Origin of the sequence: Gordonia sp. NB41Y, assembly GCF_030718915.1 — a bacterium.
Classification (GTDB): Bacteria; Actinomycetota; Actinomycetes; order Mycobacteriales; family Mycobacteriaceae; genus Gordonia; species Gordonia desulfuricans.
Genome location: NZ_CP132196.1, coordinates 1,241,032 through 1,257,940, shown reverse-complemented (window position 1 = coordinate 1,257,940; position 16,909 = coordinate 1,241,032). Strand labels below are relative to the sequence as shown.

Genomic DNA, 16,909 nt, shown 5'->3' with positions numbered 1-16,909 from the left:
GACCGCCGTGGTTCACGGGCCAATGGCCCGGTTCTGCGGAAACACGCTGGACTCAGGGGAGAAGTGTCGGCTGGAACGACGACTGGGGTGCCTGTCGGGCGATGTCGTTCCACGCCGCACCCAGGTTGTTGAAGTCGACGGCGAGCTTGGCCTTCTTCTGGTCCTCCGCGAGTTTGAACATTAGGTTGGCGAGCTCCTTACAGAGATCCCAGTCGACGCTCTGCGGCACACGGCCGAGGAGGGCAGCCGCCGCAGGTACACCGCTGTCGGCAAGGACACGAGTGAGATGCATGACCACCGCCCACTGGCTGATCGACGTATCCGTCGCCGGATCGTAGCCTTCGGTCATGTCGGACGGTGCGACTAGCGCGACCTTGCCACCGCCTTTGGTGAGAATGCCCGACCGTTCGAGCGCATCAAGGTTCACACCCCGTCCGTTCGCAATGGACTCTGCGTCTCCGAACGTGCCGGTGTCGAACGCGTGGATGCGGAACCACGTCAGCGCAAACCGGGTTTCCTTGTCGAAGTCGTTTTCCAGCTCGGTGAGCACCTCGTCGAGGATCGTGTTGATGAGCTGGAGTGCGGTGCGCACCGTCATCGTGGAGCCATCGTCTTCGAGGACCGCGCTGTACCGTGAGAATACGGTCATTCCGGGTCCGATCACGGCCTGTGGCAGGTCGACCGGGGCGATTGCGCCTTGCTGAAGCTCGCGGAGTCTTGCCGGTAGCTCGGCTTTCAAAGCGTTCATGAAACCACGGCGATCGGTCCGGGCTGCGGTCTCTGGCCGCGGCCGGCACGCAAGGACGATTGATGAGGCAAGGGCGTTGGTTCCCTGGGCGAGCATCCGATTCCCCAACTCAGAGCGCATCGGCCACGTAGCGGTGATCTGCCAGCCAGTACGAATCATTCCTTCCAGGAGGGTTTCCCATCCTGTCGACGAAAGGCCTTGCTGTGAAACATCCTGCTGTTTGAATGCATAGTAAATTGTTGCAGGGATATCCTCCGCTGCGGCCCTTCTGGCCTCTGTGAATACTTTTTGAAATCCGTCAATGAAGAACTTGCGGGCGGTTTCTTTGTTGGAATGGCGAAATTTATTGGCAACGAGTTCGTCGGATTTTGGTACAAGTATTGTCGAAAGCAGTTCGTTGTAAACGCCATGTAGGGAATCTCTGAGCCAAATGTAGAAGAAATCTGACAGGTCGGAGTAACCGATATTGTCATAGTATGGAGGATCGGTAGATAGGACGGTGCCGACCTCTCCGAATGCCTGGACGGCTGAATTCTGTTCCGTTTGTCCGATTGAAGATGTGCAAATCCGGTCAAGAACCTTCGGGATGAACCGAAGGCTCGGGATCCAGCCGCCTGCCGAGTTGCTAAACGGATTGGCCTCGGCATAGTCCCAGGTCATTGGTATGGCTTGGAGGGCGAATAGATCGCCCACTTGTTCTTTCCCTTTGTCTGGCCTCCATCGGCAAAAGGAGTTGATGTAGTTGGTGTATCTACTCAGAGCGAGGCTTAGGTATGTCGCTATCGCATCTCCATGTGCTTCCGCCGTCTTGTTGTCCCCTTCGTGGCCGTGTTTCGGGAGAATTGTGTTCTCCGCTGCGCTGGCTACTGCATTTGAACGAACCTGACCTATGAGCGATACCAATGTACTTAGCGTTGTCAGCTGCCGCGAAGTGAACATGTCTGTATATGAGTCGAATCCGTAGGCGCGAATTCTAAAACCTGGCGCACTCTCTGGAATCTTCCCTGTCGGCAGGTGATCGGGTCGCGCAACATCTGCCGAGTTGATGTCTGTCGTCGTTGGTGGAAGGTAGATCCGACGCCTCCGACCCTCAGCAACTGTCGCCATCATCTGCCGGCTCAGTCGGCCCGCTCGTCCCTCGGTTCTGATGTAGTCGAAGTCGACGGACGCGCTACACCTCACGCATGTTGCGCCGTTTCGTCCTACGGTCCCGTCGGTCTCGGCAGTTGGCGCGGTCTTCGGATCATGTCCGATGGTGAATCGCACAGTCTTGCCCTCGATCACGGGGACGATGTAGGCCTCTTTGCCCTTCTTCTTGCCGAGCCACCATTTGCTGGTCAGCGGCATCTGAATTCGACACTCGGGATTGGGGCATGTGACGGTGCGCGCCCAGATCCAGGCGATCACAGTGGCTTTCGAGCCGTCGGGCAGGGTTGCCTTGGGGTAGAGGTGGCCGATACGCTTCTCTGCCTCGTCGCGCATCCACTGGCCGTATCGGCGCACGTCCTCGGCGAGCCCGGTGGCGCGTGGCCAGTTCTGGATGGTCTCTTCGGCCGCGCCGGGGAAAACCGGTGGCCGGCCCGCGAACTTCGGTGGGATCTCGATCAGCGCCTTGTTGATCAGGACAGCAACGGGGTTGAGATCGGATGCGTGGGCTTCGAGGCCGAGTCGCTGAGCCTCGAGCGGGATGGAACCGCCGCCGGCGAAGGGGTCGAGAATGGGTGGCGGGTTGCCGCCGGTGGACTCGAGGATCTTCTGGTGTGCCTCGCGGAGAAGGGCTTCGTCGTTGGAGTTCTCCCAGACGACCAGCCGCTCGATGAGCTCGTGCAGCTTCTTCCGTGCGAGGGTCTGATCTTCTTCGGTGGGGTACAGATCTGGTCGTGACGAAGGATCGTCGACGAGCTGGGCGAACAGCACCGCCCGCGCGGTGGCAAGTGGCTTGCGTGACCACCAGAGATGCAGCGTCGACGGATGCCCGTGCCGAATCGACTTTTCCCGGGCCGACTCCTCGTTGATCTTCTGCAGCGGCAGGCTGACCTCGATCAACTTTTGTCTACCAACATGTTGTGTGTCGCCCGACATGATTGCCTTCCGTTCAGAACAGAGCCCATCAGGCTAACGCACATCATGTTGTGCATAGATGTCGGGGGTGCGTGGGATATCTCCGTAGCCTGCGGGCCGGGTGCCACAGCGGGGGCGTTCGCTGGTAGATCAGTGCGGAGGCATGCCTCGTGACCAGGCCTTGGCCCAATCCACCATCACGCTCGCGGTGTCCGTGGTGCCCATGTCGTAGTCGCGGAAGTAGTCGGTGAGATATCGGATCTGGTCGAACTCGGGGCCGCGCTCAGACACCGACACCAGTGCAAGACGGTGTTGCCTTCCGGTGTTCCGCGCGTGGAGGACCTCATTGCAGCTGATCGAGAACTGCTGCCCACCCTCGATTCGCCCCTTCACTTCGATGAACACGGTGGGTTTGCGGGCCCCCGACCCATCGATGGGCGGTGACGAGCGGATGTCGTAGCCCTTGTGGTTGTGCGGCATCTCTTCGGGGGTTCGGCCCAACGCGACCTCGGCCGCGAGAACCGCGTCGACGGCGCGGCGTTCGGTGACCGTGGTGTCGCGTGCGATGTCGGAAGTGCGGCCTCCGACCATTCCCGCGGGCACCACCAGCATGACGGCGGTGAGCGCTGGAGGCTTGGCGGTGAGGATGGCATCGATGGCCAGTTCACGAGTGCGGAAGGCGAGGCGGGACTCGAGCTCGCGTGCCCGGGCCGCCAGTCGCTCTGGGGTCTGCCTGCTGCGTCGTCCGCCTGGTCGTCCGGCGTCCGTGCTTTCGCGGAGTCGTGCAGCTTCGGCGTCGAGGTAGTTGACCTGCTCGATCAGCCGCGACCGGACTGCCGCTGTTGTCTTCTCGATGGTCGGTAGGAGTTGGGCGCGTACCTCGGCGAGATGCTCGGGCTGCGCGATGCTTGCGGCCCAACCCATGGCACGTGTGGTCAGCCCACCCGCGATCCACGGCTGATTCAGTGCGAGGTCGCGGGCGGCATCGGCTTCCGGGGGCAGCGGTGCGAGATCGAGGTGCGGTGCCGGCCCTGCATCGGTGATCGAGCCGTCGGCATGTAGCGCCACAAACCTGAACCGTTTGCTGACTACCGCGTGATGGCCGTTGACCACCTCGCCGGTCATGGCCATGAGGACGTACGGATCGTGCGCTGGATTCAGTGGCTCGTACAGGACGGTTCCGACGTCCAGGATTCCGGCCGACCGCTCGATGGTGGTGTCGAGGACTGCGTCGAACAGGGGATGCCCGGGAGTGAGCAAGTCTGCGCGGCGGGCATCACGGGCTCCCGTGGTCGCTTGCGGATCGAAGGTGACGCGTTCGTACGATCGGACGACAGGACGACCGCCGTGTTCGCGACGCACTGCCCGCCGTCGGAGTAGAGCAGGGACATTGTTGATCTGAAAGCGGTGCTCTTCCCTGCGGATCAGCCGACCGCCCAGCCTGCCGAAGGCGCCCGAGAAGAACGCCTCGATGTAGTGGGGTTGCAGGCGGCGAGCCATCGCCTCGTCCATCTGCTGACGCAGCCGGTCGATCTCCATCGGGTTGAGTGTTTCCCTGGCCAGCGCCCGGTCGCGGACGAGCTCTTCGCAGCCGTCGGCGACCTGTGCGTCGACGACCCGCTCGATCTCTGCGAACCGCGCGGGATCATCGCCGTAACGGATGGCCTCCATGAGGAGGTCCCGGAGCGGCTTCTCGGCGAAGGCATCCCCGAGAACGTCGAACAGTCTGCCGCCGTACGCCTGGCGTTGCTGGTCCATCTTCTCCAAGAGACGAACGAAGACCTGGCCCTCGCGGGTTTCGGCGGCGACGATGTTCCACAGGCGACACACGTCGTGCTGGCCGATCCGGTGTATACGACCGAAGCGCTGCTCGAGCCGATTGGGATTCCACGGCAGATCGTAGTTGATCATCAGGTGTGCGGCTTGAAGATTGAGCCCTTCGCCCGCGGCATCGGTGGCGACCAGGACCTGGCATCGAGGTTCTTGGGTGAACCTCTCACGGATGCCCTTACGGTCGGTCCGCCGGGTGCCGCCATGGATGGTGAGCACGGCATCATCGTCGCCGAGGACATTCCGAATCTGTCGGGCGAGATAGTCGAGAGTGTCGCGGTGCTCGGTGAAGATGATCAGTTTGCGAGGCGCGCCTGTCTCATCGCGCAGGAGTGACCGGTCGGACAGCAGAGATCGGAGCTCGGCCCACTTTCGGTCGATTCCGCTGTCGCGCAGTGCTTTGGCCATGGTGATCAGTTCGTCGAGAATGGCGATCTCGACGTCGAGTTCAGCCACCGTACGTGCCGCGGTTGCGGCGTCGACGACCTGTTCCTCGATCTGTTCGAACTCGTCGGCGCTGAACTCGTCGGGGTCGTCGAACTGATCGGGCCGAGGAAGACCGGCCCGCTCCTTGACTGCCGTCACACGGCCGGCGGCCATGTCGGTACGTTTGGTGGCGAGGCGTTGCCTGCGGCGTTCCAGGCTGCGGAGAATGGCGTGAGTGCTCGACGCCAGACGGCGCTGAAGTACCGTGAGTGCGAATCCCACCGTGCGTCGCTGTGGTGAATCACCTTGCTGGTCCGCACGATTCATCTCCTCGCGGACATAGCGGGTCACCGCCTCGTAGAGCTCGTGCTCGCCGGGGGACAGGGCGTACGGCACGGTCTCGGCGATTCGTTCAGGGAACAGCGGTCGGCCTTCGAAGGTGAGTAGCTCCTCCTTGACCATCCGCCGCATGAGCCCCGCGGTGTCCGTGCTGTGTGATGTGCCGTGGGACTGCCCCTCGAATCGATCGGGGTCCAGTAGGGACAGGAACGCCTGGAAGTTCTCCTCGTTGCCGGAGTGAGGTGTTGCGGTCATCAGCAGCAGGTGTCGCGTGATCGAGCCGAGTAGCTGTCCGAGATTGAACCGCTTGGTCTTTCGGAGTTCGTTTCCCCACCAGCTCGCCGACATCCGGTGCGCCTCGTCGACGATGATGAGATCCCACTCGCTCTGGGCGAGTTGCTCGAGGAGATCGTCATCGCGGGCGAGCTGGTCCATTCGAGCGATCAAGAGCGGATGGGCAGCGAAGGCGTCTCCACCGACCGTCGTCTCGATGAGCTCTCGGGTCAGCAGGGTGGCGGTAACGCCGAATTTGGTGTCGAGTTCGTCCTGCCATTGATCGACGAGACCGCCGGGCGCGACGATCAGCATACGTTCCAGATCTCCACGCAGCATCAGTTCTTTGGCGTAAAGCCCTGCCATCACTGTCTTTCCGGCGCCGGGATCGTCGGCCAGGAGGAAGCGTAGCGGAGTGCGGGGGAGTAACTCGCCATAGACGGCGCGGAGCTGGTGGGGCAACGGAGAGATGTCACTGGTGGTGACTGCGAGCATCGGGTCGTAGACGCCGGCCATGCGAATCCGCAGTGCCTCGGCGGAGAGCTTGAACTGAGCAGGATCGGCGGTGAACGACCACGGCCGGGAATCGTCGGCGACAACGGACATGCCCGCGAGATCGTCCGCGAACACCATCTCTTCGCCCAATGAGCCATCGACGCGCCGAATGACGAGTGATGCAGCGGTCTCCCCGTGGTGTGTTGCGGACATGATCTCGACGGGCCCATGCCACCGACCTCGCACGCGGACACCCGCGACCAGCTCGTGCATCTCCACGATCCTCATCCCTTCTGGCACACATCATGTTGTGCAGACAATACGTTGTGCGTCCGACAGATTGGGTGAGTGCCTGCTCGAGAACGTGGATCCCTGGAATGGGACACCTACGGTGACTCGTTCGGGCATCGTCTCGCCTATGTCCGTGGACTACGCGGACTATCCCAGGAGGCCCTCGCCCAGCGGTGCGGAATGCACCGCAATCAGATCTCGAATCTCGAGCGCAACACCAGCAATCGCGATCCGTTCATCGCCGATCCGCAACTGTCGACGGTGTACCGCCTGGCGTACGCGCTCGAGGTGGCCCCGCGTCTGCTGATTCCGGACGGGGACGTCCTGGTCAAGCGTCGATCACCTGAACAGTCGACTCGCGCAGCCTATTCACGGGTTGAAGCCGAACTCGAACGGCTCCTCGGCGCGCTGGACGACGACAGCCATTGAGAGGTGCGTTCCGGCTCGGATTCCGAGGCCAGAACGCAACCACTCAGGCAGCGGAAACGACGAACGCCGCCACCCAAGCGGGTGGCGGCGTTCGTCGTCTGTCCGATCAGCTGTGGTACGGCTCCGCCTTGACCAGGGTCACCTTGATGGTGGCGCCGCTGGGCACGGTGTACTCGCGCGTCTCGCCGATCTTGGTGTCGATCAAAGCCGCGCCGAGCGGGGAACTCGGTGAGTAGGTCTCGAGCGAACCGCCCTGCGCGCCGCCCTCTTCACGGGTGGCGATCAGGAAGGTCTCGGTGTCCGACTCGTCGCCGTCGTAGTAGACGGTCACGACGGAGCCGGGCAGAGCGACGCCCGACTGGGTCGGGGCCTCGCCCACCTTGGCGTTGTTCAGCAGTTCCTGCAGCTGGCGGATTCGCGCCTCCTGCTGGCCCTGCTCCTCGCGTGCAGCGTGGTATCCGCCGTTCTCCTTGAGGTCGCCCTCTTCGCGACGCTCGTTGATCTCGGCAGCAATGACCGGACGATTGGCGATCAATGAGTCCAACTCGACCTTGAGGCGGTCGTGCGACTCCTGTGTCAGCCAGGTCACCTGGGTGTCGGTCATCGGTCACTCCTTTGTGTCGTCCGCGGCCCGGCGAGCGGTTCGCCGTGACATGTGGACTGCTCTAAATGCAGCAACACGACCCCTCGCGGAGCCGTGTATCTGTACAGGGTAGCAGCGAATGTGGATGAGGGCGAATTCACACGTCGTCGGACTGGGCTTTTTCCAGGGCGATGGCGTATGTGGGCTCGGCGCGCTTGAGCCAGCCGACGACGAGATAGGTGATCGGCATGACGATCACCTCGACGAGGGTCTTCCAGACGAATCCGACGACGGTGTAGTTGATGAAGTCACCCCAGGTGGAGATGCCCAGGGCACTCGCGGCGACCGAGCAGAACACCAGGGTGTCGGCGAACTCGCCGACCACCGTGGATCCGATGAGTCGCGCCCACAGGCGCTTCTCGCCCGCCCGCTCCTTCATCTTGACCAGCACGAACGAGTTGAGGAACTCGCCGGCCAGGTATCCCAGGAGCCCGGCGAGCAGGAACTGCGGGACCACCCCCGCCACCGTCTCGAAGGAGCTCTGACCCTCGTAGAAGGGGGCTGCGGGCAGGTGGATGGTGAGCCAGAAACACGCCGAGGCGATCAGCAGGACGACGAAACCGGCCAGGATCGTCCGGCGCATGGCACGGAAGCCGTACACCTCGCTGATCACGTCACCGAGTACATAGGCCAGAGGGAAGAGGAAGAATGCGCCGTCGGTGACCAGACCGTCCATCTGGATGGGGCCGACATCGATGTGCAACCACTGGTCGAACAGCAGGACGCCCTTGGTGCCGGTGACGTTGCTGATCAGCATCACGCCGACGAAGATCGCCGTGAGCATCGGCAGGTAGGGGCTCGAGATCGAGGCGAATACGGCGCGCGGTTTGCGTTCTTCGGTGACTGTCACTGTGCTCGGATCACTCTTGTGCCGGTCACCGGGTCTGTTCGGTCAGGTACGCCGGGACGTCGGTGGTGCAGCCGAAGACCTCACCGATCACCGGGGGCTTGGACGTGCTGACGTTCACACGATGCCCTTCCTGCGCGACCCCCGGGGCGATCAGCACCTCACGACGGCCCGTCTCGTCACCGTCGATCGACCGGGCGCGCACCACACAGGACGCCGGCTGCGTCGGATCGGCACGGTTGACGGTGAACTGCACCGCCACGGTCGACGGGTCGAGGATCTCGTAACCGGTGGCCTGACCGGAGACATCCGGGTCGGCGAACTTCTGGTAGCTGATGAGGGCCAACACCACACCGGTGATGACGACGAGAGCGGACAATCCGAGGAACCAGTAGCGCTTGCTGCGCGCCGATTGTTCGACGGGGTAGGTCGCCCGCGGACCGCTCTGCGGGCGATCGTGCAGGTCGGGGCCTTGTGGTGTGCCCCCGTCTGAACTGTTCACTCGTCAATACCTACCATGAGATGAGTACCGATCCGAAGGCGAGGAACTGTGAGCGACACCCAGACCGCCGAACCCGGACCGTCGACCGCGTCGACATCCGGCTCCCCGAGCGAGCTCAGGGCAGCCGGCGGGTTGCGTCTGATGGCCGTGCATGCCCATCCCGATGACGAGTCGAGCAAGGGTGCGGCCACGTCCGCCAAGTATGCCGCCGAGGGCAACGAGGTGTTGATCGTCACCCTGACCGGGGGTGAGCGGGGCGACATCCTCAACCCGGCGATGGACCGTCCGGGCATCAAAGAACGCATCCACGAGGTGCGCAAGGAGGAGATGGCGGCCGCGGCCGCCGCACTCGGCGTGCAGCAGACGTGGCTGGGCTACGTCGACTCCGGCCTGCCCGAGGGCGACCCCCGTCCGCCGCTGCCGGAGGGATCGTTCGCGACGCTTCCGCTGGAAGGGCCCACCGAGGCCCTGGTCAAGGTGGTGCGGGAGTTCCGTCCGCACGTGATGATCACCTACGACGAGCACGGCGGTTACCCGCATCCCGATCACATCCGCTGCCACGAGGTGTCGGTGGCGGCCTACGAGGCCGCCGGAGATCCGGAGGCGTTCCCCGACGCGGGGGAGCCGTGGACGATCTCGAAGCTCTACTACACGCATGGCTTCATCCGGGACCGGATGGTGCTGTTCTCCGACGAGTTCGAGCGGCACGGGCAGGAGAGTCCGTTCAAGGAATGGCTCAGCCGCTGGGACTCCAACCGTGGGGACCTGATGGCCCGCGTGACCACCCAGGTCGAATGCGGCAAGTACTTCCCGCAGCGCGACGACGCCCTCCGGGCGCACGCAACCCAGATCGACCCCAACGGAATCTTCTTCGCGGTACCCCTGGAATGGCAGCAGCGGTTGTGGCCGACCGAGGAATTCGAACTCGCACAGACGCGGGTGACCACCTCGATCCCGGAGAACGATCTGTTCGCCGGCGTCGACGCAGCAAGTGAGGCGCAGCCATGACCACCGCTCTGTACACCACGATCCTCGCCGCACAGCAGGAACCGCAGGGCCCCGAGTTCGGCAAGGCGTCCCCGCTGGGACTGCTCGTGATCATCGTGCTGCTGATCTGCACCGCGCTGCTCATCTGGTCGATGAACCGTCAGCTCAAGAAGCTGCCGAAGAACTTCGACACCGATCATCCCGAGGCCGATCAGGCCTTCGACGAGGGCACCGACACCGTGACACCCGACGCGTCCGACCCGAGTTCGGCCGCCGCCGACGGCACCGCAGCGGCCAAGAAGTCCGCGGGAACCTGAGCGCCGACACCACCGGAGGGCCGATGCGCAACGAACTGGGCGGATCGACGAGCCCCTATCTCCGTCAGCACGCCGACAACCCCGTCGCCTGGCGCGAATGGGGTGAGGCCGCCCTCGCCGAGGCGCGCCACCGTGACGTCCCGGTCCTGCTGTCGGTGGGATACGCGGCGTGCCACTGGTGTCATGTGATGGCGCACGAGTCGTTCGAGGACGACGCCACCGCCGCACAGATGAACCGGGACTTCGTGTGCGTCAAGGTCGACCGCGAGGAACGGCCCGACATCGATGCGATCTACATGAACGCGACCGTGGCGATGACCGGTCAGGGCGGCTGGCCGATGACCTGCTTCCTCACCCCGGGCGGTGAACCGTTCTACTGCGGCACCTACTACCCGGACGCACCGCGGGGCGGGATGCCGTCGTTCCGGCAGGTGCTGTCGGCGGTCACCACCGCATGGACCGAGCGGCGCGAGGAACTGGAGAACGTCGGCGCCAAGGTCCGCGACCACCTGCACGCCAACGCCGCGCCGCTGCCGGGCGGGGCACTCGAGGTCGACGACCGGTTGGCGGCACACGCGGTGAGCACGGTCCTCGGCGAGGAGGACCGGGAGAACGGCGGATTCGGCGGGGCACCCAAGTTCCCGCCGTCGGCGCTGCTCGAGGGGCTGCTGCGGCACACCGAACGCACCGGCCTGCCCGACGCCGCCGCGGCCGCGGTGCGCGCCTGCGACGCGATGGCACGCGGCGGCATCTACGACCAGCTGGCCGGGGGCTTCGCGCGGTACACCGTCGACTCCGCCTGGGTGGTGCCGCATTTCGAGAAGATGCTCTACGACAATGCGCAACTGCTCCGGGTGTACGCACATCTGGCCCGCCGCACCGGTGAACCGCTCGCCCTCCGCGTCACCGAGGAGGTCATCGAGTTCCTGAAACGCGATCTGCTCGTCGACGGCGGATTCGCCTCGGCCCTCGACGCCGATGCCGACGGGGTGGAGGGATCGACCTATGTGTGGACCCCGACGCAGCTGACCGAGGTACTCGGCCTCGACGACGGCGCCTGGGCGGCAGAGGTGTTCGGGGTCACCGCCGCGGGGACCTTCGAGCACGGCAGCTCGACGCTGCAACTGCGGTTCGACGCCGACGACCCGGACCGGTTCGCCGATGTCCGCCGCCGGCTGCTCGCCGCACGCGCCGACCGGGTCCAGCCCGCGCGTGACGACAAGGTGGTCACCGGCTGGAATGCGCTCGCGGTGACCGCGCTCGTGGAGGCGGGGACGGGACTGCGCCGCGCCGAGTGGGTCGCCCTGGGCGCCGGCGTCGCCGACGCACTGCTGGCGCGCCACATCGTCGACGGCACCCTGCGCCGGTCGTCGCTGGGCGGTGTGGTGGGGCGTCCGGCCGCGGCCCTCGACGATCATGCGGCGCTGTGCACCGCCCTGTTCACCCTGTACCAGGCGACCGGCGAGAAACGGTGGGCCGACGCGGCTCTCACCCTCCTCGACACCGCGATCGACACCTTCGGCGATCCCGGTGAGGAGGGCAGCTGGTTCGACGCACCCGCCGGTGACCTGATCGCCCGGCCGCGCGACCCGATCGACGGCGCCACCCCGGCCGGCGCGTCGTTGCTGGCCGAGGCGCTGCTCCTGGCGTCGACCCTGGCCACACCCGACCGCGCCGCCCGGTACACCGGACTGCTCGATGCGACGTTGTCCCGGGGTGCGGTGCTGCAGGCCAAGGTCGCACGATCGGCCGGGCACTGGCTGGCCGTGACCCAGGCGCGCCTGTCCGGGCCGATACAGCTGGCGGTGGCGCAGGACGGGGGCACCGACGGCGAGTTGGCCGCTCGGGCACGACAACTCGCCCCGGGCGGGGCGATCGTGGTGGCGGGCCGCCGGGATTCGATGTCACTGCTGACCGATCGGGGACCGGTGAACGGTGCCGACGCGGTCTATGTGTGCCGTGGCGCCGTGTGCGATCTCCCGGTCACCTCGTCCGCGGAACTTGCTGCGGCACTGGGGTTCTCACGCGATCAGGGGATCTGACGCGATCAGATCGATGCGGCCGAGGCCCAGTATCCCTCGGGGCCACGCAGTTCCGAGAGCCGTCGATCACCGTCGGGTTCGGCCAGCAGTGCCGATCCGGCCGGACGCAGGTCGACCGCGGCGCCCTGCGTGATCGGCCAGCCGAGGAACCGGCAGATGAACGAGCGGGAGAAATGACCGTGGGACACCACGATCACATCCGACTCCGGTAGCCGCGCCTCCACATGGTCGACCGCGGCGTCGACCCGCCGCGTCATGTCGGCCACCGACTCGCCACCGCGGGCGCCATGCGTCCAGATCGTCCAGCCCGGCTCGTGGTCGCGCTGGATCTCCAGACGGGTCAGACCCTCGTAGTCGCCGTAGTCCCACTCGGCGAACAGTTCACTCGTCTCGTCGACATGGAGACCCGCGAGCTCGGCGGTCCGCTGCGCGCGGCGCCGGGGCGAGGCGATCACATACGGCCGGCACAGACCGATCCGGTCGGCGAGGCCCGCCAGCGCCGCAGCGTCCTGTTCACCCCGTGGCGTCAGGTCGATGTCGGTGCGTCCGGTGTGCTGATTCGACAACGACCAGGCGGTCTGGCCGTGTCGGATCAACAGGACGCGGCGGGTGCGGTCGGCGTCGGTCATCTGTCCGAGCCTAGTCCTGCCCGGTGGACCGACGGGCCGCGATCGGCTGTGATCAGTGGCGCCCGCGCAGCACCGCGGCGAATCGGTCGACCATCCAGTCGATCTCGTCGGGTGTGATCACCAGCGGCGGGGCCAGCCGCAGGGTGGAACCGTGGGTGTCCTTGGCGAGCACCCCGGCGTCGGCGAGCGCGAGGCAGATCTGTTTGCCGGTGCCCAGTGCCGGGTCGATGTCGATTCCCGCCCACAGGCCCTTGCCGCGGACCTGTAGGACATCGGGACCGACGAGGTCGGCGAGCCGTGTGTGCAGCCGGGTGCCGAGCGACGCGGCCCGGGCCTGCCAGGTGCCGTCGGCGAGCATCCGGACGACGGTGTGCCCGACCGCCGCGGCGAGCGGATTGCCACCGAAGGTCGAGCCGTGCTGACCGGGATGCAGGACGCCGAGCACCTCGGTGTCGGCGACCACCGCCGACACCGGGAGGATACCGCCGCCGAGGGCCTTGCCGAGCGTGTAGACATCGGGGACCACACCCCAGTGTTCGCACGCGAAGGTGGTGCCGGTGCGGCCGAGCCCGGACTGGATCTCGTCGGCGATCATCAGCACCCGGTTGTCAGTGCACAGCGCCCGCACGGCGGGCAGATAGTCGTCGGGCGGGACGATGATCCCGGCCTCGCCCTGGATCGGCTCGACGAGCACCGCGACGGTGTCGTCGGTGATCGCGTCGGCCACCGCAGCCGCGTCGCCGTAGGGCACGCGGACGAATCCCGGTGTGAACGGCCCGAATCCACCGCGGGCGTCGTCGTCGTCGCTGAAGCCCACGATGGTGATCGTGCGACCGTGGAAGTTGCCGCCGGCCACGATGATCTCGGCACGCCCGTCGGGTACCCCCTTGACGTCGTAGCCCCACTTACGGGCCACCTTGAGGGCCGACTCGACGGCCTCTGCGCCGGTGTTCATCGGCAGCACCATCTCCTTGCCGCACAGCTCTGCCAGTGCGGCACAGAAGGGTTCGAGCCGATCGGAACGAAAAGCGCGACTGGTCAAGGTGACCCGATCGAGCTGGGCGCGCGCCGCGGCCACGATCTCGGGATTGCGGTGGCCGAAGTTCACCGCGGAGTAGGCGCCGAGGCAGTCGAGATACCGGCGACCGTCGACATCGGTGATCCAGGCGCCCTCGGCGGATGCCGCGGTCACCGGTAGCGGTGAGTAGTTGTGGGCCACATGGGGTTCGGCGAGATCAGGCATCATTGCCTCCGTTCGGTGGGGCACCGGCCGGTCGGGGTCGGAGGGGCGCAGCTCCAGTGTGCAGCATTTGATCCCGCCGCCACCGGCGAGCAGTTCGGACAGATCGACGCCGATCGTCTCGAATCCCGCCTCGCGCAGCCGGGCCGCCAGTCCCGGTGCGGCATCGGTCATCACGACGTTGCGCCCGTCGGAGACCAGGTTGAGCCCCAGCACCTCGGCGTCGGCGGCGGTCGCGATGATCGCGTCCGGATACAGCTGCGCCAGCAGTCGGCGGGAGGGTTCGGAGAAGGCGGGCGGGTAGTAGGCGATGGTGTTCTGGTCGAGCACACCGAGGGCGGTGTCGAGGTGATAGAACCGCGGGTCGCACAGCTCCAGGGTGATCACCGGCAGCCCGGTGATCGCGGCGACCTCGGCATGTGTGGCCGGATCGGTGCGGAACCCGGTACCGGCCAGGATGCGCTCGCCGACCACGAGGAAGTCGCCCTCGCCCTCCTGGGTGCCTGCGGTGCGGTACACCTCGCCCAGGCCTGCGGCGGTGAACCAGTCGGCGTAGTGACCGGCCTCGGCGGCCCGCTCGGGAAAGGTGAACCGTGCGGCGATCGCCCGGCCGTTCACCACGAGCCCGCCGTTGGCCGCATAGACCATGTCCGGCAGGCCCGGCTGCGGATCGACGAGGCGCACGGTGTGTCCGAGGTCGCGATAGACCCGGCACAGCTGTTCCCACTGGGCGAGCGCACGGGCGGTGTCGACCGGGACCGTCGGGTCCATCCAGGGATTGATCGCGTAGGTGACGGTGAAGTGGGTCGGCGGGGTCATCGCGAAGGTGCGATGGTGGGCGATCCGGGGAGCGGACACGGCGGAGTACGAGCTGGTCAGCGTCATAGTTCGAGCGTAGGGTCGGTATCTGACGCAATCAATCGTCACCGATTGCGTCTCTGTTGAAGATTTCGGTCGTCGTCGGCGGGTAAGGGGTGAAGTCTTGCGCGAGCTCGACGATCTCGACGAAAAGGTGCTCGTCTGCCTCACCCGCGATGCCCGCGCCACCTATGCCGACATCGGTGCGCAGGTGGGGCTGTCGGCGCCGGCGGTGAAGCGGCGGGTCGACCGACTCGTCGCCGACGGCGTGATCACCGGCTTCACCACGGTGATCGATCCGGCCGCGATGCAGTGGAACACCGAGGCCTATGTGCAGGTGTTCTGCCGGGGCAACATCTCGCCGGAAGACCTGCGGGCGTCGTGGGAACCGATCCAGGAGGTGGTGTCGGCGGCGACGATCACCGGACAGGCCGATGCCATCCTGCGACTGATGGCCCGCGATGTGCACCACCTCGAGCAGGCCCTCGAACGTATCCGGCAGGCCGGTCCGGTGGACCGGACCGAGTCGATCATCGTGCTCAGCCACCTCATCGACCGTGGTCATCCGTAGGCTCGGCGCCGGCAAACGGCCGTGACCTGTGACGACCGTGTTTCGTCGGGTCGGGTCGTCGTGTGCTAACCTCGGCGACGTGATCCACTCCGTGCGCGGCTATTGGCGCTTTATCGAGGCTCCGGGTGAGCCTGCGATGAAGCGCTGACTGCGCACACCACACAACCCGGAGCCCGAGCAGTGACCAGAACGGTCGCTGCTCTTGTCATTTCAAGGGCCTCCGATGACGACAGCGGGTGGCCGGCCGAGATGACAGGCCCCTCACACCCGCGAAAGGCACACCGTGACCACCCTCGGAGATCTGCCCCGGACATCGACGTCCACCGACACCGTCGAGAACACCTCGGACCGTCGGGTCAAGGCATTCCGCTCGATCCCGTCGCCGGATGTCATCCGCACCGAACTGCCGCTCACCGCACGCCGGGCCGTTGCCGTGCAGCGTGATCGCGACGAGATCGCCGCCATCCTGGCCGGTGCCGACGACCGCCTGCTCGTCGTCGTCGGACCGTGTTCGGTACACGATCCGGTGGCCGCCATCGACTACGCCCGCCGCCTGGCGCCGCTGGCCACCCAGTACGACGACCGCCTCAAGATCGTGATGCGGGTCTACTTCGAGAAGCCGCGCACCACCGTCGGATGGAAGGGTCTGATCAACGACCCGGGCATGGACGGGACCTACGACGTCGAGCGGGGTCTGCGCACCGCACGCTCGTTGCTGCTCGACATCATCGACCTCGGGCTGCCGGTGGGGTGTGAGTTCCTCGAGCCGACCAGCCCGCAGTACATCGCCGACGCGGTGGCATGGGGTGCGATCGGTGCCCGCACCACCGAGTCGCAGGTACACCGTCAGCTCGCCTCCGGTCTCTCGATGCCGATCGGATTCAAGAACGGCACCGACGGCAATGTCCAGGTCGCGATCGACGGTGTGAAAGCCGCTGCAGCACAGCATGTCTTCTTCGGTGTCGATGACTTCGGGCGTGGTGCACTGGTGGAGTCGGCGGGCAACACCGACTGTCACATCATCCTGCGCGGCGGCACCCCCGGCCCCAACTACGACGAGGTGTCGATCGCCGATGCGGTTGCGGCACTGGACAAGGCGGGCCTGCCCGCTCGCGTCATGATCGATGCCAGCCACGCCAACTCCGGCAAAGACCATGTGCGCCAGGCGCAGGTGGCCGCCGAGATCGCGGCATCGGTGCGCGCCACCCGCGCGGCCGGCCGCGAACCGGTCATCAGCGGTGTGATGCTGGAGAGCTTCATCGAGGCCGGGGCGCAGTCGCCGGACGCCGAGCCGCTCGTCTACGGCAAGTCGGTGACCGACAAGTGCATGGACTGGGAGGTCAGCGCCGCGGTACTGGCCGATCTGGCACGCGGCTGACAC

Annotated in this window: 13 protein-coding genes; 6 read left to right on the top strand and 7 right to left on the bottom strand. The window is 65.8% G+C overall.

The genetic code is table 11. The features are described from left to right. Nucleotides 1–52: 52 nt before the first annotated feature. Both Q9K23_RS05375 and Q9K23_RS05370 read right to left on the bottom strand, forming a co-directional pair. Complete coding sequence (locus Q9K23_RS05375) at nucleotides 53–2,830, bottom strand: DUF1156 domain-containing protein (RefSeq protein WP_053777654.1); 2,778 nt, start codon at nucleotides 2,828–2,830, stop codon at nucleotides 53–55. 129 nt (nucleotides 2,831–2,959) lie between these two features. Next, complete coding sequence (locus tag Q9K23_RS05370) at nucleotides 2,960–6,460, bottom strand: helicase-related protein (RefSeq protein WP_053777655.1); 3,501 nt, start codon at nucleotides 6,458–6,460, stop codon at nucleotides 2,960–2,962. 60 nt (nucleotides 6,461–6,520) lie between these two features. Here Q9K23_RS05370 and Q9K23_RS05365 point away from each other — a divergent pair, with 60 nt between their 5' ends. Further along, a complete protein-coding gene (locus Q9K23_RS05365; RefSeq protein WP_020790406.1) occupies nucleotides 6,521–6,892 on the top strand; it encodes a helix-turn-helix transcriptional regulator in 372 nt (123 codons plus the stop codon). Between the two features lie 106 nt (nucleotides 6,893–6,998). On the opposite strand, the gene greA is transcribed toward Q9K23_RS05365, so the two are convergent. From greA to Q9K23_RS05350, 3 genes are all read right to left on the bottom strand, one after another. Beyond that, nucleotides 6,999–7,496, bottom strand: a complete 498-nt coding sequence (greA, locus tag Q9K23_RS05360; RefSeq protein WP_020790408.1) for a transcription elongation factor GreA — start codon at nucleotides 7,494–7,496, stop codon at nucleotides 6,999–7,001. A 136-nt stretch (nucleotides 7,497–7,632) separates the two neighbouring features. Beyond that, complete coding sequence (locus tag Q9K23_RS05355; protein ID WP_187343557.1) at nucleotides 7,633–8,319, bottom strand: queuosine precursor transporter; 687 nt, start codon at nucleotides 8,317–8,319, stop codon at nucleotides 7,633–7,635. Nucleotides 8,320–8,410: 91 nt separating this feature from the next. Next, entirely contained in the window at nucleotides 8,411–8,884 is a 474-nt protein-coding gene (locus Q9K23_RS05350; RefSeq protein WP_020790405.1) for a DUF4307 domain-containing protein, read from the bottom strand. A gap of 141 nt (nucleotides 8,885–9,025) precedes the next feature. Here Q9K23_RS05350 and mca point away from each other — a divergent pair, with 141 nt between their 5' ends. Genes mca through Q9K23_RS05335 form a run of 3 tightly spaced genes read left to right on the top strand, consistent with a single transcriptional unit; the run spans nucleotide 9,026 to nucleotide 12,230 of the window. Then, nucleotides 9,026–9,892: a mycothiol conjugate amidase Mca gene (gene mca / locus Q9K23_RS05345; protein WP_053777740.1), complete on the top strand. Its 867-nt coding sequence runs from the start codon at nucleotides 9,026–9,028 to the stop codon at nucleotides 9,890–9,892. Continuing rightward, nucleotides 9,889–10,188 carry a hypothetical protein gene (locus tag Q9K23_RS05340; RefSeq protein ID WP_020790407.1) on the top strand — a complete coding sequence of 100 codons (300 nt, stop codon included), beginning with the start codon at nucleotides 9,889–9,891 and terminating at the stop codon, nucleotides 10,186–10,188. The genes mca and Q9K23_RS05340 overlap by 4 nt, the downstream gene beginning before the upstream one ends. 23 nt (nucleotides 10,189–10,211) lie before the next feature. Continuing rightward, the gene (locus Q9K23_RS05335) at nucleotides 10,212–12,230 is read left to right on the top strand and encodes a thioredoxin domain-containing protein (RefSeq protein WP_053777657.1); all 2,019 of its coding nucleotides are present in this window, start codon (nucleotides 10,212–10,214) and stop codon (nucleotides 12,228–12,230) included. A gap of 5 nt (nucleotides 12,231–12,235) precedes the next feature. Here Q9K23_RS05335 and Q9K23_RS05330 read toward each other — a convergent pair whose 3' ends face one another. Next, nucleotides 12,236–12,859 (bottom strand): histidine phosphatase family protein, encoded by a 624-nt coding sequence (locus Q9K23_RS05330; RefSeq protein ID WP_020794339.1) that lies wholly within the window; start codon nucleotides 12,857–12,859, stop codon nucleotides 12,236–12,238. Between the two features lie 52 nt (nucleotides 12,860–12,911). Next, nucleotides 12,912–14,984, bottom strand: coding sequence for an ornithine--oxo-acid transaminase (gene rocD, locus Q9K23_RS05325; protein WP_082365942.1), 2,073 nt, complete (start codon nucleotides 14,982–14,984; stop codon nucleotides 12,912–12,914). A gap of 97 nt (nucleotides 14,985–15,081) precedes the next feature. On the opposite strand from rocD, the gene Q9K23_RS05320 reads away from it, so the two are divergent. Both Q9K23_RS05320 and Q9K23_RS05315 read left to right on the top strand, forming a co-directional pair. Then, complete coding sequence (locus Q9K23_RS05320; RefSeq protein WP_020790786.1) at nucleotides 15,082–15,528, top strand: Lrp/AsnC family transcriptional regulator; 447 nt, start codon at nucleotides 15,082–15,084, stop codon at nucleotides 15,526–15,528. 283 nt (nucleotides 15,529–15,811) lie between these two features. Then, entirely contained in the window at nucleotides 15,812–16,906 is a 1,095-nt protein-coding gene (locus tag Q9K23_RS05315; protein WP_020790784.1) for a 3-deoxy-7-phosphoheptulonate synthase, read from the top strand. The last annotated feature ends 3 nt before the right edge of the window (nucleotides 16,907–16,909 follow it).